We start from the raw sequence: 19,178 nt of genomic DNA, 5'->3' as shown, positions 1-19,178 counted from the left end.
GCGCTTCGTCTTACGACGAAGCGCCCCTTTCGTTGCTCGGCGAGTGGCTACGCCACACCCTCCGCGCGAGCCGCGTTGCCGACGGCCTCGGCGACGGCCGGCGCGACCCGCGGGTCCAGCGGGCTCGGGATGATCTTGTCCACGGACAGCTCACCGGCCACCACGTCGAAGATCGCCTCGGCCGCGGCCACCTTCATGCCCTCGGTGATGCGGCGCGCGCCGGCGTCCAGCGCGCCCTTGAACACGCCCGGGAAGGCCAGCACATTGTTGATCTGGTTCGGGAAGTCGCTGCGGCCGGTGGCCACGATGGCGGCGTACTTCTTGGCCACCTCGGGGTGGATCTCCGGGTCCGGGTTCGACATGGCGAACACGATGGACTCGGGAGCCATCGACGCGATGAGCTCCTCGGCGATGGTGCCGGCCGACAGACCCAGGAACACGTCCGCGCCCGCCAGCGCCTCAGCCGCGCCGCCGGTGAGGCCGCGCGGGTTGGTGCGCTGCGCCAGTTCGGCCTTCACGCTGTTGAGGTCGCCGCGATCCCGGCTCACGATGCCCTTGGAGTCGAGCACGACGATGTCGGAAACCCCGGCGGCCAGCAGGATGTCGGTGCACGCCACACCGGCCGCGCCGGCGCCGGACACCACGACCTTCAGACCGGACATGTCGCGGCCCTGCACCGCGGCCGCGCCCTTGAGGGCGGCCAGCACCACGATGGCGGTGCCGTGCTGGTCGTCGTGCATGACCGGGCAGTCGAGAGCCTCGACGACGCGCTTCTCGATCTCGAAGCAGCGCGGCGCGGAGATGTCCTCCAGGTTGACCGCGCCGAAGCTCGGGCGCAGGCGGATCAGGGTCTCGACGATCTCGTCGACGTCCTTGGTGTCCAGCACGATCGGGATCGAGTCCAGACCGGCGAACTTCTTGAACAGCGCCGCCTTGCCCTCCATCACCGGCAGCGAGGCACGCGGGCCGATGTCGCCCAGGCCCAGCACGGCGGTGCCGTCGGAGACGACCACGACCAGGCGCTCGGCCCAGGTGTAGGTCTTGGCCAGACTCTCGTCCTTGTGAATGCCGCGGCAGACCTGCGCCACGCCCGGGGTGTAGGCGATGGACAGATCGCGCTGGGTGTCGAGCGGAGCGGTGAGTTCGACCGAGAGCTTGCCGCCAAGGTGCCCGGCGAAAATTTCTTCCGTGGTGATGTCGGACAGGTTCGCCCCATTGGACGCGGGGGCCTCGGTGGCATTCACTGCTTCAGTCACGGGTGACACGATTTCACTCCTGATCGGTTCGGACTCAACCGTTGGACGGTTACCGTTCGGTAATAGCGGAATTTGTGGTTTCGGTGCTCATATATCTTTTGCCGCAGCCGCGTTCAGCGACGTCGACACCACTTCCGAGCCACTTCGTGGAAACCTTGCCACCTCATCGTGGCGACGCATACAAAGTATTACGGCATTGCGAGAAGTGTGTCGCGGCAGCGCAGATCGTCGAGCGAGAACCGGAGGGGTGTGTCCGGGCGATACAGCCGGGGTGACCTCGTGTGAACCCGCGAGTCGGGGTTCGTGATCACCGAGTGTCCCGGGCCGGGCGGTGGCTGCGGCCGGGATCGGCCCATTCTGCCAGTCGCTGCGACGGCCTGCCAAATCGCCCCCGGGTCCGTCGCGTCGCCTCACCATCGTTGAAGGGTAAGGCAGTCGAATCACGCCGAGATGAACAGGAACTCGCTGGTCGGAACCTGAACTCGGAGAACTGTCACAACGCGGTCGCGGCGGCGGCTGTGAGCTGTCAAGCGGGGGTTGCAGTCACCGCTGTGAGGTCCGGCCGGACCCAGACACTGCCGAGACCCCCGGAGAGCAACCGTACGCGCCAGTCGCTTCCGGCGCCCGGATGGTCGGTGCGGCGATGCATGCCGCGGGTCTCGGTGCGGGCCAGGGCGGAGTACTTGGTCCAGCGGGCGACGGCCAGCAGCGCCGCGGCCTGCCGGGCGGGCAGGCGATCGGGTCCCTTTCCGCCGAGCGCCAATTCGACGCCGGGCCACATGCCGTCCAGCTCGCCGATGCTGTCGCGCAGGCTGCCGTCGCTGCGCCAGTAGCTGCGCCGCAGCGGCAACGTGTGCTCCTGGACCAGGCCGACCACCGCGCGCGGATCGAGCCGCGCCCGGTCGCCCAGGCCCGCGCCCGGCACCGGGCGCGCCTTGCCGAGCTTGCGACGGCACACGGCGAAATCGGCGGCACCCGCGCCCGCCCACACGCCCGAGGAGATGGCCCACGCGCCGTTCTGGCCGCCGAACCCGCTGACCGCCCCGGTGATGGGCTCCCGGGTGGTGACGTCGCCCGCGCCGTAGAGGCCGGGAACCGTGGTCGCACAGTCGGGTCCGGTCAGCCGCAGCCCGCCGGTGCCGCGCACCGTGCCCTGCAGCACCGCGCACAGCGGCACCTGACCGGTCAGGCTCGGCCCGTGCCGCTGCAGTTCCGCGCGCACCGCCTCGGGCAGTTCGTCCACCGCCGCGTAGACCCGCCGCCCGTCGGCGATGGCCGCGAAAGCCTGTGCCCGCGAACCGCATCCCTGCCCCCACAGCACCGCCCGCGACTCGTCGTAGAGGGTGGCGAAGTGCATGACCTGGTCGGAGGCGAACACCGCGGCGACCGGGCGGCCGCCCAGCACCGGCGAATCGGCCACCGGGGTCAGTGAATACGCGTTGGAGAACTCCATGCCGGACAGTTCGGCCCCCGCCTCGGCCCCCATGAGCAGCCCGTCACCGGTGTCCACATCGGTGCCGGCGCCACCGGAGAGGAAGGCACAGCCGCCGGTGGCCAGCACCACCGCGCGCGCCCGGACGGTCCAGCCGCGGAACTCGCCACCCTGCGTCACACCCGCCGCGCCGGACACGACGCCGTCACGGTCGGTGATGAGCTGGAGTGCGGGATGGTGGTCGAGGATGCGGATCCCCGCGATCACCATGCTGCGCCGCAGCCGGCCCAGATACTTCGCGCCGTCGAGATAAACCCGCGCCGGGCGCTCGGCGTGTTCGCCCCGGAACCGGAAGCCGCCGGTCACCAGCTGGCCGACACGCCGATGGGTCTCCTCCAGCACCCGGTACATCCACTCCGGGTCCCCCAGCCCGCCGCCGTGTGCGAAGTTCTGCCGCACGGCCTCGTCCCGAGCCGGACCGGACGGAATGTTCCACAGCGTGACCCCGCCCCGCGCCGTGGGGCCGCTGCTGCCGCAACGGCTCTTGTCGGCGACCAATACCCGCGCGCCCGCAGCGGCAGCAGCCAGCGCGGCCCAGGCTCCGGCCGGGCCACCTCCCAGCACCAGCACATCGGCGTCGAATTCGGTCATAACGACAAATGTTCGACGACAGTTCACTGGGTCGCAACCGTTATGCGTATTTCAATTCCACCACTGCGCCCAGAGCAGATATCCGGCTATCACGAAAACGACCAAACATCCGAAAAAAGCCGCAAAACCCCGATGTCTATCCGCATAAATTTGGGCGGCCAGCACAGCTGCCGCCGCGGTCACATGCCACGTCACGGCCGCCCATCCGGGGCCCGGAAAACCGCGCCGAGCACCGATGATCGCGGTGGTGGCGACCGTGGCCGCCAGCACCAGCGTGCCCCCCGCGACCACCCCGCTCAGGCCCCGGACCACTCTCATGCGGTGATCACCGGGACTCCGCTCGCTTTGCCCACGATTTCCTCGAATTGCGTTGGGTCGGTGGTGAATTCGCCGAGCCGAATGGTCTTGTTGGCGCCGTGGTAATCCGAGGAGCCGGTCGTCAGCAAACCCAGCTCGGCGGCCAGCCGGCGCAGCACCTCGCGGTCCTCCGCGCTGTGGTCGGGGTGATCGAGTTCCAGGCCGCCCAGCCCGAACTCGGTCATCTCGCGGATGTGATCCAGCGCCAGCAACCGCCCGCGCTTACGAGCCCGGGCGTGCGCCAACACGCTCACTCCGCCGGCCGAGGCCACCATTTCGACGGCCCGCCGCAGCGGCGTGTCGGCCTTCTCGACGTAGTAGCGGCCGTGCGGGGCCAGCAGATCCTGGAACGCGGCGTCCACGCTCGGCACCACCCCGGCCTGCACCAGCGCCCGGGCCAGATGCGGGCGACCCGCCGACGGGCCCACGGAGGCCATGACCGCGTCCGGATCGATGGGCAGACCGTCGGCGGCCATCTGCTCGGCCATGGTCCGCAGCCGCACCACCCGCTCGGCGCGCAACCGCTCCCGCTCCTGCGCGAAGGACTCGTCCTCGGGATCGAACAGGTAGGCCAGCAGGTGCACCGGCACCGGATAGCCGTCCTCCCCCAGCCCGACACACGACATCTCCATACCGCGCACCAGCGTCAGGCCCGCAGGGAGCGCGGCGGCGGCCTCGGCCCAGCCGGAGGTGGTGTCGTGATCGGTCAGGGCCACGACGTCGAGACCGGCAGCGGCGGCGTTCGCGATCAGTTCGGCCGGGGTATCCGTGCCGTCGGACGCGTTGGAATGGGTGTGGAGATCGATGCGCACGCCCCCTATATTGCCTGCGGCCCGAACCGACGCCAGGGGGCGGGACGATTAGCATCCTTGATGTGTCCTCGATACCGCCGTTGCCGTCCTTCCACTGGCCCGGGCGGTCCGGCGAGCCGCGAGACCCCGCCAAGATGCCCGTCCATCACGGCCGGATCGTCGACTGCGCGGTCTATGTCGAGGGGGTGCGGCTGTTCGAGCACAGCTCCTACAAGAACGCGCTGGCCGAAGTGCGCGAACGCCACGAAGGATTCGTCTGGCTCGGACTGCTCGAACCCGGCAAGGAACTCATGGCCGATATCGCGCAGACCTTCGGCCTGCACGAACTCGCCGTCGAGGACGCGGTCAAGGCGCAGCAGCGGCCCAAACTCGAACGCTACGACGACATCCTGTTCCTGGTGCTGCGCACGGTGCGCTACGTCGAGCACGAGCTCAGCACGGTCAGCGAGATCGTCGACACCGGCGAGATCATGGTGTTCGCGGGACCCGATTTCGTGATCACCGTCCGCCACGGTGAGCACACCGAATTGAGCGGTGTGCGCAAGGATCTCGAAGCCGACCCGCGCCAGCTCACGCTGGGGCCCGGCGCGGTCCTGCACGCGGTGGCCGACCGCGTGGTCGACTCCTACGTGGAGGTCACGGCGGCGATCGAGGAGGATGTGGACGCCATCGAGGAGGCCGTCTTCACCCCCGCGAACAAGCTCCAGATCGACGCCATCTACCAGCTGAAACGTGAAGTGGTGGAACTGCGCCGGGCCGTCAAGCCGCTCGGGCTGCCGCTGCAGGTGCTCACCCACGACACCACCCTGCCGCTGCCCAAGGAGATCCGCCGCTACCTGCGCGACGTGACCGACCACCACACCGCGGTCACCGAGCAGATCATCGATTTCAACGAATCCCTCAGCGCTCTCATCAATGCCGCGCTGGCCAAGGTGAGCGTGCAGCAGAACACCGATATGCGCAAGATCTCCGCCTACGCCGCCATGGCCGCCGTGCCGACCATGATCGCGGGCGTCTACGGCATGAATTTCGAACACATGCCGGAACTCTCGTGGACCTACGGCTACCCCATCGTGATCGTGGCGATGATCGCCCTGTGCGCTCTGCTGTACGCGAATTTCCACCGCAACAACTGGCTCTGACCCGCGGGCCCCACCAGGGGCTTCGCTGACCGCCTCGACTCACTGGCTACGGGGTTGCTATGAATTCGACTGTGTTCGTGATGAGTAGTTCGCCGGTCCGCGGCCGGATGGCTTGGTGGGCAGCAATATTCGGCCTGTTGCTGGCCGTGCCGGTGCCCGCCGCGGCCGTCCCGGCAACCGACTCCTACGTCGATGCGCTCGCCGATGCCGCACCGGCGCCCGCCCTGCAGTGGACCGACTGCGATTCCGGATTCTCCTGTGCGACAGCGCGAGTGCCCTTGGACTATGCGCATCCCGAGGTCCGATCGATCGACCTGGCGGTGATCAAACTCCCCGCCGCCGACCCGGCCCGGCGGATCGGCACCCTGTTCGTCAACTTCGGCGGGCCCGGCCGGTCGGGGGTGCAGCGCCTGCGGGAGCGGGCGCACTGGCCGTGGCTGTTCTCCGACGAGTTGCGCGCCCGCTTCGATCTGGTGTCCTGGGATACCCGCGGCGTCGCGAACAGCGCACCGGTGCACTGTTTTCCGGATGCGACCGCGCAGCAGCTGTTCTTCGCCACCTATCCCGCGATGCCCGGCACGCCCGGCATGGAACCGCCGTTCTTCGCGGCCGCGAAGACCCTGGCGGACAATTGCGCACAGCGCGCTGCCGACCTGCTGCCGCACATGTCGACCGAGAACACCGCCCGGGATCTGGACCTGCTGCGCCGGGCCGTCGGCGATGACAAGCTGACCTACCACGGGATTTCGTACGGCACCTACCTCGGAGCCTTGTACGCCAACATGTTTCCCGGCCGAGTCGGCCGCATCGTGCTGGACGGATCGATGGACTTCCGCGGCAACGCGTTCGACCCCGACGACGCCGACCGGCCCATCGACACCCGGCAGGACGTCGCGACCGGAATCGCGGGCACGTTCCACGCCATGCTCGACGCCTGTGTGGCGGCCGGACCCGAATGCGCCTTCTCCGAAGGGAATCCGCAGGAGAAATGGCAGCGGATCCTCGAGCGGGTCCGGCGCGAACCGATCTCGTGGGACGGCAAACGCTACGACTACGGCACCGTGGTCGCGGCGGCGGGCCAGCTGTCCGCCCCCGCCGGCTGGCCGGTCCTCGCCGCCACCCTGCAACACCTCTACGACCTGCGTGACACGCCCTACCTGCCGACCGACGTGCTCGCCGAGACCGCGGTGCTGGTGCGGCAGGTGGCCGATATCGGCACGGGCAGCTCCACGGCGCTGGGCGGTACCGGCACGAACACCTACGACGACAACTACACCGAGGCCTTCTACGCCGTCCAGTGCGCCGACAGCCGGGTGCCGCGCGACGAGCGCCGCTACAGCGACCTGGCGGTGAGCGAGGACCAGCGGGTGCCCGCCTTCGGCCGCCTCGGCGTATTCGACGCCATGACCTGCGCCTACTGGCCGCAGACCGCCGTGCGCCCCTACCTCGGCCCCTGGGATCGGCCGACCGCCCCGATCCTGGTGATCAACAGTCGCAATGATCCCGCGACACCGCTGGCCGGAGCCGCCGCCGGCGCGGCGGAACTGTCGGACGCGCGCCTATTGGTGGTGGAGGGAGCCGGGCACAGCAGCATGTACGTGCGCAGCACCTGCTCCGAGGCCGCGAAACGCGACTATCTCATCGCGGGAACGCTTCCGGCCGACCGCGCGACCTGTCCGATCGACGGCAACCCGTTCGATTAGCGCGACGCCGCGGTCGATCAGAGCGACGCTGCGGCCCGGGCGGGATCACGCACATCGATTTCCGCCTCGGCCCAGGCGTCGCGCAACGCCGCCGCGCCGCGAATCCGCACCCATGCCGCCTCCGTCGCGGTGATCGGCGCGACCGTCAGGAACCGCACGGGCTCAGCGGGTTCCGGCAGCGCCACCTCCGGGATGTCGCTCGCGCCCAGCAGCACCGCGGTGAACGGCGCGTTGGTCCACAACGGTTCTCCCAGATCGAGCAGCGCATCCGCTTGCAGCACAACACCTTCCACCGCGGGCGCCGCCACCAGCACGCCCAGCGTGCGGGTCAGCCCCGAACCCGCGCCCGCACCGCCGCGCAGCGTCAGCACCAGCTCCGCGCGCGGCCCGCGCACCGGATCGGCCAGCGCCGCGGCCGGATCCGTCATCGGATGACGGGAGCCGCCCAGCGTGGCGTAGTGCACGAACTCACCGTCCGGGATGCGCAGGATGTCGATGGGCTCCAAACCCAGGAACGTCACCGACGCCGCGTCCGCGGACTCCACCCCGAAATGACCGAGCACCGCGGCCCGGACCTGATCCAGTACCTCCATGGATCTAGATGGCCAGCCTGGCGAGCATGTCGCGCGCCTGCTCGGCGGTCTTCGGGTCGCACAGCACGTCGTAGCGACCGGCCACCAACTGCATGGTGGAGGCGAAGTCGCGCTGGCCCCGGGTGGCGGCGTACGGGATGGACGCGGAGATGAGGCCGAAGATGATGCCGCCGACCAGGCCGACCACCAGCGGGCCGATGGCCCCGCCGGAGGTGAACATGCTCAGCAGCAGACCCAGGAACAGGCCCAGCCAAGCGCCCGAAACCATGCCGCCGCCAATGACCTTGCCCCAGGTCAGCCGGTACAGCACCCGCTCGACCTGCATGAGGTCGACGCCGACGATGGTCACGCCCTCCACCGGGAACTGGTTGTCGGCCAGGTAGTCGACCGCCCGCTGCGCCTCGGCATAGGTCGGGTAGGAGCCGACCGGCCAGCCCGACGGTGGCGTCGGGAGGCCGGGACGGCCCCGGCTCGGATTCCCCATGGGATTCGTCATGACTCCATCATGCTATTTCGCGTCGACGGACGCCGATTCGCCGTGCCCGATTCACAGCGCGGGCGTGGTTCGCGCCATTCCGGCCGCCCTGCCCTTGTCAGCGATCACCTGAGCCATCTTCGCGCTGGCCTCGTCGATCATCTCGTCACCGAGCATCACCGCGCCCCGGGCGCCGCCCTCGGCCGAGGTGTGGAACGCGTAGGCGTCGAGGATCTCCTCGGCCCGGTCGTAGTCGGCCTGGCGCGGGCTGAAGATCTCGTTGCAGGCGGTGATCTGATCCGGGTGCAGCACCCACTTGCCGTCGAAACCCAGTGCGGCCGTGCGGGATGCGTTGCGGCGGAAGCCGTCGATATCGCGGACCGCCAGGTAGGGGCCGTCGATGGCCTGCAGGCCGTGGGCGCGGGCCGCCAGCAGGATCGTCATATAGATGTGGTGGTAGGCGTCACCCGGCTCGTAGCCCTCGGGCTGCTCGCCCACCACCAGGGTGCGCATATTGATCGAGGCCATGAAGTCGGCGGGCCCGAACACCAGGGTCTGCACCCGCGGGCTCGCGGTGGCGATGGCGTCGATATTGCGCAGCCCGAGCGCGTTCTCGATCTGCGGTTCGATCCCGATCCGGCCGACCGGCAGCCCGTTGGCCTTCTCCAGCTGGGTCAGCAGCAGGTCCAGGGCCTGCACCTGCCCGGCGTCGGTGACCTTCGGCAGCAGGATGGCGTCCAGCTCCGAGCCCGCGCCCTCCACCACCGTGATGACGTCGGCATAGGTGTGCTCGGTGGTCCAATCGTTGACCCGCACAACGCGGATCTGGGCGCCCCAGCCTCCGGAGTTGAGGGCCGCCACGATGTTCGCCCGGGCGGCCGCCTTCGCCGCCGGCGCGACCGCGTCCTCGAGATCCAGGAACACCTCGTCGGCGGGCAGTCCCTTGGCCTTCTCGATCATGCGCGGGTTGCTGCCGGGGACGGCGAGCACCGATCGGCGCGATGTCATGGCTCACTCCTTCACGTGGCGCGACATTTAGGACGCGTTCGACCCACTAGCCTTACCAAACATGGCAGCGACGAAGGTTTTCGCCGCCCGGCTGGCGGGCTTGGTGGTACTGGGACCGGACGGCGAGTCTATCGGCCGCCTCCGGGACATCGTGATCTCGATACGTTATGACCGCCAGCAACCCCGAGTCCTGGGCGTTCTCGTCGAATTGCCCACCCGGAAGCGGATTTTCGTGCCCATGCTGCGGGTACAGACCATCGACCCCGGCGCGATCACCCTCACCACCGGCACCATCAGCGTGCGGCGCTTCGAGCAGCGGCCCGGCGAGCTGCTGGCCATCGCGCAGATTCTCGACTCCACGGTCCGCGTCTCCGATCCCGAGCTGCCACAGCTGGCGAGCACGGACGTGGTGGTGGTCGACCTGGGTATCGAGCAGGGCCGCACCCGCGACTGGGTGGTGTCCCGGGTCGCCGTGCGCGAACGCCGCCGCCTCGGGGTGGGCTTCGGCCGGCGCGGCGCGGTGCACGTGGTCGACTGGGCGCAGGTGCGCGGCCTCACCCAGACCGAGCTGAACCTGCCCGGCCAGGACGTCACCCAGCTGCTCGGGCAGTTCGAGGGCATGCGACCCGCCGACGTCGCGCACATGCTGCGCGAACTGCCGCTCAAGCGCCGCATCGAGGTGGCGGCCGCCTTCGACGACGAGCGGCTGGCCGACGTGGTCCAGGAGCTGCCCGAGAACGACCAGGTGGAACTGCTCGAGCAGCTCGGTGTGGAACGTGCGGCCGATCTGCTCGAGGCCATGGACCCCGACGACGCCGCCGACCTGCTGGGCGAGCTGCCCGAGGGCGAGGCGGAATCGCTGCTGGCGCTGATGGATCCGGAGGACTCCGAGCCGGTGCGCCGCCTGCTCGAGCACGCGCCCTACACCGCCGGTGGTCTGATGACGCCCGACGCGATCGTCATCACCGCCTCCACCACGGTCGCCGAGGCGCTGGCCCGCATCCGCGATCCCGAGCTGACTCCGGCCCTGGCGTCGATGGCCTTCGTGGTGCGTCCGCCCACGGCCACCCCGACCGGCCGATACCTGGGCTGCGTGCACTTCCAGCAGTTGCTGCGGGAACCGCCCGCGAACCTGGTCGGCGGCATCGTCGACACCGATCTGGTCCAGCTGCGGCCCGACGCCCCGCTCACCGCCGTGACCCGGTACTTCGCCACCTACAACCTGGTGTGCGGGCCGGTGGTGGACGCGGAGAATCATCTCCTGGGAGCCGTCACCGTCGATGACGTGCTCGACCACCTGCTGCCCGAGGACTGGCGCGAGCAGGACGAAGACCATCACGATGCGCACGGCATGCCCGTGATCGAGGGGACGGGAGGCCGCGCATGAGCGAACGGCTCGAAAAACTCAGCGCCCGCCAGCGTTTGGAGACTCCGGTCCAGAGCCGCTTCCGCGGCCTCGACTGGGATCCCGAGGCGATGGCCCGTTCCAGCGAGAAGGTGGCCCGCTTCCTCGGTACCGGCCGCTACCTGGTGATCCAGACCGTCATCGTGGTGGTGTGGATCCTGCTCAATGTGTTCGCGCTGCGGCTGCAGTGGGACCCGTACCCGTTCATCCTGTTGAATCTGGCGTTCTCCACCCAGGCCGCCTACGCCGCGCCGCTGATCCTGCTGGCGCAGAACCGCCAGGACAATCGCGATCGGGTCTCGCTCGAGGAGGACCGGTCACGAGCGGCCCAGACGAAAGCCGACACCGAATTCCTGGCGCGTGAGCTCGCCGCGCTGCGGCTGGCCGTGGGCGAGGTCGCCACGCGCGACTACGTGCGCCGGGAACTGGACGACATCAAGGAATCCCTGGTCAGGTTGGAGAAACTGACGGTCGGCGACGAGGTCGCGAAGCCCAAGAAAGCAAAGAAGGGTACCGATCGGAAGCCCGATGAGGTCGCAATTTCGCCACAAAAAGATGGCGACTGACCACCGAAGTTGTTCCGATCTAGCTGACTCATGGGTAACCTGGATCACGTTGTTCCGAGCGACCGACCCAGACACAGCCGCTGTATGAGTGTCACCACGGGGCACCGGCCGCACGACTGAGGGGATTGTGTGGTGGCGAAGAGAATTTCTGCTCCGGTGACAGCGTCGGCACTGTTGATTGCGGGCCTGGTCACCGCCGGTTCCGCCACCAATACGACCGTCCACACCGTGGCCCCGCAGGCCGCGCCGGACGCATTGCTGGCGGCCGCCTCCGCGCACACCGCGAGCGTGAACGGTCCCGCCGACACCCCCTCGGATCAGACCGTCGGCCTGGTTCCGGCGGCTCCCGAGGCCCCCCGCAAACTCAGCGCAATGACCCCGCCCGCCGACGGCTCGCCGCTCTTCGGCGGCACCGTGCCGCTGCAGGACATCGCGCTGCCCGGCGGCAGTGGCGTGCTGGGCATTCCGGAGATCGTACTGGCCGCCTACCGCAATGCCGAACTGGCGCTGCAGTCTTCGGACCCGAACTGCCATCTGCCCTGGTACCTGCTGGCCGGCATCGGCCGCATCGAGTCCAACCACGCCAACAACGGCCGCACCGACGCCGCCGGCACGACGGTCTCGCCCATCTACGGCCCGGCCCTGGACGGGACGCTGCCCGGCAACGAGATCATCAAGGCCAGCGACGGCAGTTTCGTGCGGGCTATCGGCCCCATGCAGTTCCTGCCCAGCACCTGGTCGGTGTACGCCGCCAATGGAAAGGGCAGCGGCACACCGGATCCCAACAATGTCTTCGACGCGGCGCTGGCGGCGGGCAAGTACCTGTGCTCGGGCGGCATGGATCTGGCCGATCCGCAGCAGCAGCTCAGGGCCGTGCTGCGCTACAACAATTCGGTGTCGTACGCGGCCAACGTGCTCAGCTGGGCCAACGCCTACAAGACCGGCGGCGCCCCGCAGCAGGTGAGCATCTCACCGGATCTGGTGCCCAACAACTACGTTCCGGTCAACGGCCCGGATATCACGGTGGCCTCGACCACGATTCCGGCCACCGAGGCGCCCGACACCACGCGACAGACCACCCCGCCGACGCCGACCCAGGTGATGATCACCATCCCGGGCCTGCCGCCGATCCCGTGCGGCATCTTCTGCCCGGCTCCGGTGGTGCCCGCGAATCCCTGTGAGCAGGTGACGGTTCCGGCGCAGCAGCCGGATCAGAAGGCCGACAAGGTCCCCGGCGCCCCGGACACCGAGGACAAGACCAAGCCCGAGGACGCCGCCACGGCCGAGAACGGCAAGCCGGCGGAGCAGCAGTTCGGACCCGACGGCAAGCCGGTGGTCAAGGATCAGCCCGCCGTCACCACCTGCAACACCCAGACGGGTCAGCAGGGCCAGCAGGGCCAGAAGCCGCAGGATCAGCCGCAGCAGGCCGTCCAGCAACCGCAGGACCAGCAAACGGTCACGCCCTCCGGGACGCCCGAACCCGAGGCCGGGGCCGGGGCCGAAACCACTCCGGACGCCACCACGACCACCACCCCGGCCCCCGGCATCACACTGCCGTTCGGCATCACGATTCCGCTTCCGGCGCCGGCCCCCGCGCCCGCCCCGTAACGATGGTGTGATTCGCGAGTTCCGGCGCGCCGCTCCGGAACTCGCGTCTGACTTGCGGTTCCTTCAAATCCTGAGAGTTGGTCACGAAGGGGTAACAGGAAGGTCTCGGATAAGGTAACCTGACCTTCGTTGCATCACCCCGGTATCAACCGATGGCAATGGAGGGTCACCACACAGTGGGTCGTCACCGCAAACCCCCGGTCCCGAAAGTTCGCCGTGGATCGGTCATCGCATTGACCGGGCTCGTGCCCGCCGGACTGGCCACAGTTACCGGAGCCGGCGACGGGAACATCGCCGACAAGCTCGCGGCTACCGTCCAGCACCAGCTGTCGAACGACAGCGAGGAACAACTACCCGAACCCGAGGCAGCCGTAATACCCGCCGTCGCACCGGAACCGCTGCTGCACGAGGCCAAACAGGTTGCGCCCGTTGGCCCTCCGGAGGTCAAGTCCGTGGCGCAGCCGGACGGCCGGGTGCCGTCGGCGCGCGCCGCCGGGCCGCTCGGCATGCCGGGCGTCGCGCAGGACGCCTACGAGAACGCGGAACGCATTCTCGCCGTGGAGAATCCGACCTGCAATATGCAGTGGAATCTGCTGGCCGGCATCGGCCGGGTCGAATCCACCCACGGCTACGGCAAAATCGACGACAACGGCTATCCGCTCGAATCCGTCTACGGCCCGATCCTCGACGGCAGGCTGGCCGGGAACAACGTGGTCGCGACCTCCGACGGCGGCGACCTGGACGGCTTGTCCGGCAGCTACCGCCGCGCCGTGGGCCCCATGCAGTTCCTGCCCGAAACCTGGCGCAAGTACGCGGCCGACGGCAATGGCGACGGCGTCGCCGATCCGCAGAACATGTACGACGCCGCGCTCACCGCCGGCAAGTACCTCTGCTCGGGCGGCCTCGACATGCGTGATCCGGGCCAGCAGACCCGGGCCATCCTGCGCTACAACAACTCCATGGCCTACGTCGCGAACGTCATGGCGTGGGAGACCGCGTACGGCTCGGGGATCTCCCCGGCGGCCGCCGCGCTGCCTCGCATCTAGACCCCGCCACCCACGCCTCCGACCACGCCCCGGCACACCCGCCCCGGGTATAAGCGGAGGGCGAAAACGGCACGGCCGACGGCGCTCCTAGACTTGGGCGCATGCCAGTGGTTATGGAATCGGATGTGCGGGTCGCGCTCGCGAAGGTGATCGACCCGGAGATCCGGAAGCCGATCACCGAGCTGGGCATGGTGAAGAGCGTCGAGGTCGGCGCGGATAGCGGTGTCCACGTTGTGATCTACCTGACGACATCGGCCTGCCCGATGAAATCCGCCATCCAGGAACGGGTCACGAAGGCCGTCGCCGACGTGGCCGGAGTCGGCGCCATCACGGTCGAGCTGGACGTCATGAGCGACGAGCAGCGCACCGAACTGCGCCGGAAGCTGCGCGGTGACGCGGCGGAACCGGTCATCCCCTTCGCCCAGCCCGGCTCGCTCACCCGCGTGTACGCGGTCGCCTCCGGCAAGGGCGGTGTCGGAAAGTCGTCGGTCACCGTCAATCTCGCCGCCGCCATGGCCGCCAAGGGCCTCTCGGTGGGCGTGCTCGACGCCGACATCTACGGCCACAGTGTGCCCCGCATGCTGGGCACCGAGCAGCGGCCCACCCAGGTCGAGCGCATGATCCTGCCGCCCATCGCGCACGACGTGAAGGTCATCTCGATCTCCATGTTCACCCAGGGCAACACCCCCGTGGTGTGGCGCGGCCCGATGCTGCACCGCGCGCTGCAGCAGTTCCTGGCCGACGTCTTCTGGGGCGACCTCGACATCCTGCTGCTGGACCTGCCGCCCGGCACCGGCGACGTGGCCATCTCGCTGGCCCAGCTCATTCCGAACGCGGAGATCCTGGTTGTGACGACCCCGCAGCTGGCCGCCGCCGAGGTCGCCGAGCGCGCGGGCTCCATCGCCCTGCAGACCCGCCAGCGCATCGCCGGTGTCATCGAGAACATGTCCTGGCTCGATCTGCCCGACGGCACCCGCATGGAGCTCTACGGCGCCGGCGGCGGCCAGACCGTGGCCGACAACCTGACCCGTGCCATCGGCGCGAATGTCCCGCTGCTGGGCCAGATCCCGATCGAGCAGCAGCTGCGCGAGGCCGGCGACGAGGGCACCCCCATCGTGCTGCGCGCCCCGGAGAGCTCGTCGGGCAAGGCCCTGCTCGACATCGCCGACAAACTGTCCGTCCGCCGACGCGGCCTGGCCGGCATGTCCCTCTCCATCGACACCACCCGCCACCTGTAGCAATCACGATCAGGGAGCTCTCAGCGCGGAATTCGCCCGAATCCCGCGCCGAGAGCTCCCTGACTTTGTTCTCCCTTTGGGGGAGTGCGGAATTCGAGGGCGCGTTTCCGCCAGGGGTACGGGCGGACTGCGCTGCGGGCGGGCCCTAAGCTCGGGGCATGCTCACGATGCTGCTGTACGTGCTGATCGTCGGATTGGTCGCCGCGCTGCTGTTCCTGGTGGCCAGTGCGATCTTCGGACGGTCGGAGGAGCTCGGGCCGCTGCCGGAGGGGACGACCGTCACCGTGCTGCCCGCGACGGGGATCAGCGGCTGCGATGTGCGGGCGCTGCGCTTCCAGCAGGTGTTCCGGGGGTACAAGGCGGGCGAGGTGGACTGGGCCCTGACCCGACTGGCCGCACGCATCGACGAACTCGAGGGCGAACTCGCCCGCGTGACCGGAGCGGAGGCCGCGGCGGAGCCGACCGCCGAGCCCGGCGCCGATTCGCAGTCCGGGCCGAGCGAGGCGGCGGTCCCCCAGGTGCTCCCGGCCGAATCGGCCGTCCCGACGGAGCACGGCGAAGAGCCGGGCGCACGATGACCGCGGACGCGAGCACCGACGGACTGATTCGGTGCGGATGGGCGGAAGGCTCCCAGCTTTATCGGGATTACCACGATCAGGAGTGGGGACGACCGCTGCACGGCGATGACGCGCTATTCGAACGAATGTGCCTCGAGGCGTTTCAGTCGGGGTTGGCGTGGATCACGATTTTGCGGAAGCGGCCCGCCTTCCGGACCGCATTCCAGGGCTTCGCGATCGAACGGGTGGCGGGGTTCGGGGATGCCGATGTCGAACGCCTCATGGCCGATCCCAGCATTGTTCGCAATCGGGCCAAAATACTGGCGAGCGTCCACAATGCGCGGGTTGCCCGCGATCTCGGCGAGAGCCTGGACGCCCTGCTCTGGTCCTATGCGCCCGCCTCGCGCAAGCGCCCGCGGAGCATGTCCGACGTGCCCGCTGTCACCACCGAAAGCACCGCTCTCGCAAAAGAACTCAAGCGACGCGGGTTCAAATTCGTGGGACCCACGACCGCATACGCACTCATGCAGGCGACGGGGATGGTAGACGATCACATCGCCGATTGCTGGGTGAATGTCGGTACTCGCTGAACGCCACGACGGTCGGTTTTTGGAACTCAGGTACCCGCCTCGATCCGCGATAGGGAAGAATGGGCATGGTGTAGCCCGCCACATGCCGGCGGGCTGCCTGGTTGGTGACAACTGGAGTTCCATGAAAGTGCGCAGCAGACCGCGCAGATCTGGAGGGAGCAGAGGATGGCGGCCATGAAGCCCCGCACCGGGGACGGTCCCCTCGAGGCAACCAAGGAAGGGCGTGGAATCGTGATGCGGGTTCCACTCGAGGGTGGCGGGCGTCTGGTCGTCGAGCTCACGCCGGATGAAGCCGCGGCGCTCGGTGACGAACTCGTCAAAGTCACCAGCTGATCGATCGACTCGCCGGTGCCGGTGAGCCCAACTCCCGGGACTCTCAGGGGCTTCGCCCCCGAACCCCCTCGAGAATCCCGGGGGCTCCCAGGCTTACCGGTATCACGGTGAACGACAACTCATATCCCCCCATAGTCGGCACTGCCGAGCCCTCCCCCACGGAACGGCTCCTGGCCTGTGCCGACCTGCTGGCCTGCCCACAGTGCGGCCAGCCCCTCACGGCTCCCGTCGCCGACCCCGCGGCCGGCGCCCCGCCCGCCCGCACCCTGCGCTGCCCGCACGGCCACAGCTTCGACCTGGCCAAGCAGGGCTACATCAGTCTCCTCACCGGCGCGTCCACCAAAATGACCGGCGACACCCCGGCCATGCTCGACGCCCGCACCGCCTTTCAAGCCGCAGGGCATTTCGCCCCCATCGCCGCCGCCCTGGCCGAGACCGTCGCAGCAGCCCTCCCCCACCGAGACGCCGCCCCGCGCCCCGTAACCGATTCCGACACAGCAGTATTCGGAGCGGACTCCCCCACGGCTGCCACCTCGCCCACGCACCCACCCGCAGCCCGGCAACACGGTGGCACCGCCGACCCGGCGAGCTCCCACATTCCACGCAAACCCGGCCCAGCCACGCCGACCCGGCATCGGCGTTTCCGCCCCGGAACCCTCGCACCCGGAATGACCGTCACTTCGGCCTCCGCAGCACGGCTCGCCACCACCCTCCTGTCCGAAGGTGGGACCCCCGCACCCGAATCCCGTCGGGCTGTGGAGAGCCGTGGGAAGGCCCACGCCACGCCTCGGGAGTCCGCCGCCGGCCGGCCCGCGACGGCGGCGGAGAATCCGTTGGCCGGCCCGAATTCGGCGGCGCGTGAGGGCACTACGGGCGGCCCGGCACTGCTCGAGATCGGGGCGGGGACCGGGTATTACTTGGCGGCCGTATTGGATGCCGTGCCGGAGGGTCGGGGAGTCGCCCTCGATGTGTCGAAGGCGGCGGCGCGGCGAGCGGCGCGGGCGCATGCGCGGGGTGGGTCGGTGCTGGCTGATGCGTGGCGCGGGCTGCCGGTGCGGGATGGCGTGATGGGGGCGGTGGTGTCGGTGTTCGCGCCGCGGAATGCGGACGAGGTGGCGCGGGTACTGGGGGACGAGGGGCGGTTCGTGGTGGTGACGCCGACCTCGCGGCATCTGGGTGAGCTGATCGAGCCGCTCGGGATGGTGAGTGTGGATGCGGCCAAGGCGGATCGGCTCGCCGAATCGCTCGGGGAGCGGTTCGATTTGGTGGGACACGATGCGGTCGAGTACACGATGGAGCTCTCACACGAGGACGTGGCGAATGTGGCGGCCATGGGGCCGTCCGCGTTTCATGCGGCCGAGGGGCGGGCGGAACAGATTGCGGCCCTTCCTGATCCGGTGCCGGTGACCGCGTCGGTCACGATCTCGGTGTATCGCCCGCGCTGAGTCCGAGCGGTTTCGGGCGGTTCGGGAGCAGGTCGAGGAGGTTGTGGACCAGGGGGCGGGTGTCGTCCGCCCGGCTGGCGATGTAAATCGTTGTGGCGGCGTCGGTTTCGGCGAGGGGAATGATGCGGACCGAGTCGGGGGCGGTGAAGGTGGCGCTGCGTGGGGCGATGGTGACGCCGAGGCCCGCGGCGACCAGATAGAGGATGATGGTCCAGTTGGTGGCCTCCTGGACGATGCGAGGGGGGCGGCCGGATTCCAGGAGCGGCGCGAGGTTCTTCTCGTAGGCGAGTCCGCCCGCGGCGCGCGGGAAGAAGACCAGCGGATTCTCGGCGAGTTCGGCGCCGGTGACGGTGGGGCGTCCGGCGTCGGGGTGGTCGACGGGGAGGATCGCCACGAACGGCTCGGTCATCAGGGGGACGGTGACGGTGCCGGGTTGCTCGTCGGGGTCGCGGACGATGGCCATGTCGAGAGTGCCGTTGGCGAGGCGCTCCATCAGGTGGCTGGTGAACCCTTCGACCAGGTCGACCTGCACGAGCGGGAAGCGCTCACGGAATTCGCGGACCCCGCGCAGTGGTTCGAGCGGCAGGACCGAGGGGACGAAGCCCAGGTAGAGCGTGCCCTGACCGCCCTGGCCGATGCGGGTGACCTCGGCCAGATCGCGTTCGGCGTGGCCGAGCAGGGCGCGGGCACGCTCGCGCAGCACGATTCCCGCGGCAGTGAGCGCGACGGTGCGCGAGGTCCGGTCGAAGAGCCGGGTTCCGAGCAGGGTTTCCAGGCGCTGGATCTGCTGGGTGAGGGCGGGCTGGGCGATGTGCAGGCGGGCGGCGGCCCGCCCGAAGTGCAGTTCCTCCGCGACCGCCAGGAAGTAGCGCAGGTGCCGCAGCTCCACACCGGGGTTCATAAGTTGATCATATCGATCGCAGCTATCAAGTATTGGACGTTATGGTTCGACGTCCGACAT

Annotated in this window: 18 protein-coding genes; 11 read left to right on the top strand and 7 right to left on the bottom strand. The window is 69.1% G+C overall.

All coding sequences use genetic code 11. The annotated features are described in order from the left end of the window. Nucleotides 1-47: 47 nt before the first annotated feature. From ACFXKA_RS12690 to ACFXKA_RS12680, 3 genes are all read right to left on the bottom strand, one after another. Entirely contained in the window at nt 48-1,265 is a 1,218-nt protein-coding gene (locus ACFXKA_RS12690) for an NADP-dependent malic enzyme (RefSeq protein WP_379427289.1), read from the bottom strand. A 517-nt stretch (nt 1,266-1,782) separates the two neighbouring features. Continuing rightward, on the bottom strand, nt 1,783-3,339 hold the full coding sequence (locus ACFXKA_RS12685) for an FAD-binding protein (RefSeq protein ID WP_379427287.1): 1,557 nt from the start codon (nt 3,337-3,339) through the stop codon (nt 1,783-1,785). 314 nt (nt 3,340-3,653) lie between these two features. After that, nucleotides 3,654-4,508 carry a PHP domain-containing protein gene (locus tag ACFXKA_RS12680; RefSeq protein ID WP_379427286.1) on the bottom strand — a complete coding sequence of 285 codons (855 nt, stop codon included), beginning with the start codon at nt 4,506-4,508 and terminating at the stop codon, nt 3,654-3,656. Between the two features lie 71 nt (nt 4,509-4,579). Between ACFXKA_RS12680 and corA the strand changes: the two genes are divergently transcribed. Together corA and ACFXKA_RS12670 are read left to right on the top strand one after the other, a co-directional pair. Continuing rightward, nucleotides 4,580-5,650, top strand: a complete 1,071-nt coding sequence (corA, locus tag ACFXKA_RS12675) for a magnesium/cobalt transporter CorA (RefSeq protein WP_379427453.1) — start codon at nt 4,580-4,582, stop codon at nt 5,648-5,650. An 80-nt stretch (nt 5,651-5,730) separates the two neighbouring features. Then, on the top strand, nt 5,731-7,353 hold the full coding sequence (locus ACFXKA_RS12670) for an alpha/beta hydrolase (protein ID WP_379427285.1): 1,623 nt from the start codon (nt 5,731-5,733) through the stop codon (nt 7,351-7,353). 17 nt (nt 7,354-7,370) lie between these two features. On the opposite strand, the gene ACFXKA_RS12665 is transcribed toward ACFXKA_RS12670, so the two are convergent. The 3 genes from ACFXKA_RS12665 to ACFXKA_RS12655 are packed head-to-tail and all read right to left on the bottom strand — an operon-like array spanning nt 7,371 to nt 9,429. Next, complete coding sequence (locus ACFXKA_RS12665; protein ID WP_379427283.1) at nt 7,371-7,946, bottom strand: suppressor of fused domain protein; 576 nt, start codon at nt 7,944-7,946, stop codon at nt 7,371-7,373. A 4-nt stretch (nt 7,947-7,950) separates the two neighbouring features. Then, nucleotides 7,951-8,442 carry a general stress protein gene (locus ACFXKA_RS12660; RefSeq protein WP_354833658.1) on the bottom strand — a complete coding sequence of 164 codons (492 nt, stop codon included), beginning with the start codon at nt 8,440-8,442 and terminating at the stop codon, nt 7,951-7,953. Between the two features lie 51 nt (nt 8,443-8,493). Beyond that, a complete protein-coding gene (locus tag ACFXKA_RS12655) occupies nt 8,494-9,429 on the bottom strand; it encodes a CoA ester lyase (protein ID WP_354833657.1) in 936 nt (311 codons plus the stop codon). 61 nt (nt 9,430-9,490) lie between these two features. On the opposite strand from ACFXKA_RS12655, the gene ACFXKA_RS12650 reads away from it, so the two are divergent. The 9 genes from ACFXKA_RS12650 to ACFXKA_RS12610 all read left to right on the top strand — a co-directional run bounded on the left by ACFXKA_RS12650 (nt 9,491) and on the right by ACFXKA_RS12610 (nt 18,217). Then, nucleotides 9,491-10,816, top strand: coding sequence for a magnesium transporter MgtE N-terminal domain-containing protein (locus tag ACFXKA_RS12650; RefSeq protein WP_354833655.1), 1,326 nt, complete (start codon nt 9,491-9,493; stop codon nt 10,814-10,816). Continuing rightward, nucleotides 10,813-11,400: a DUF1003 domain-containing protein gene (locus ACFXKA_RS12645; protein ID WP_354833653.1), complete on the top strand. Its 588-nt coding sequence runs from the start codon at nt 10,813-10,815 to the stop codon at nt 11,398-11,400. The genes ACFXKA_RS12650 and ACFXKA_RS12645 overlap by 4 nt, the downstream gene beginning before the upstream one ends. 156 nt (nt 11,401-11,556) lie before the next feature. Then, a complete protein-coding gene (locus ACFXKA_RS12640) occupies nt 11,557-13,008 on the top strand; it encodes a lytic murein transglycosylase (protein ID WP_379427282.1) in 1,452 nt (483 codons plus the stop codon). 176 nt (nt 13,009-13,184) lie between these two features. Further along, nucleotides 13,185-14,054, top strand: coding sequence for a lytic transglycosylase domain-containing protein (locus ACFXKA_RS12635; protein ID WP_379427281.1), 870 nt, complete (start codon nt 13,185-13,187; stop codon nt 14,052-14,054). Between the two features lie 101 nt (nt 14,055-14,155). Beyond that, complete coding sequence (locus tag ACFXKA_RS12630; protein ID WP_354833649.1) at nt 14,156-15,292, top strand: P-loop NTPase; 1,137 nt, start codon at nt 14,156-14,158, stop codon at nt 15,290-15,292. 158 nt (nt 15,293-15,450) lie between these two features. Further along, nucleotides 15,451-15,870, top strand: coding sequence for a DivIVA domain-containing protein (locus tag ACFXKA_RS12625; RefSeq protein WP_379427280.1), 420 nt, complete (start codon nt 15,451-15,453; stop codon nt 15,868-15,870). After that, nucleotides 15,867-16,439, top strand: a complete 573-nt coding sequence (locus tag ACFXKA_RS12620) for a DNA-3-methyladenine glycosylase I (RefSeq protein ID WP_354833646.1) — start codon at nt 15,867-15,869, stop codon at nt 16,437-16,439. The genes ACFXKA_RS12625 and ACFXKA_RS12620 overlap by 4 nt, the downstream gene beginning before the upstream one ends. Nucleotides 16,440-16,604: 165 nt before the next feature. Further along, nucleotides 16,605-16,772, top strand: coding sequence for a DUF3117 domain-containing protein (locus ACFXKA_RS12615; RefSeq protein WP_083869218.1), 168 nt, complete (start codon nt 16,605-16,607; stop codon nt 16,770-16,772). A gap of 107 nt (nt 16,773-16,879) precedes the next feature. Continuing rightward, on the top strand, nt 16,880-18,217 hold the full coding sequence (locus ACFXKA_RS12610) for a putative RNA methyltransferase (protein WP_379427279.1): 1,338 nt from the start codon (nt 16,880-16,882) through the stop codon (nt 18,215-18,217). On the opposite strand, the gene ACFXKA_RS12605 is transcribed toward ACFXKA_RS12610, so the two are convergent. After that, nucleotides 18,189-19,118, bottom strand: coding sequence for a LysR family transcriptional regulator (locus tag ACFXKA_RS12605; RefSeq protein WP_379427278.1), 930 nt, complete (start codon nt 19,116-19,118; stop codon nt 18,189-18,191). The two genes, ACFXKA_RS12610 and ACFXKA_RS12605, sit on opposite strands and share 29 nt — an antisense overlap. Nucleotides 19,119-19,178 lie beyond the last annotated feature (60 nt).

Source organism: Nocardia sp. NPDC059228, assembly GCF_042754245.1.
GTDB lineage: Bacteria > Actinomycetota > Actinomycetes > Mycobacteriales > Mycobacteriaceae > Nocardia.
The sequence above is the reverse complement of the archived record's forward strand: the minus strand, read 5'-3'. Positions and strand labels throughout refer to the sequence as shown.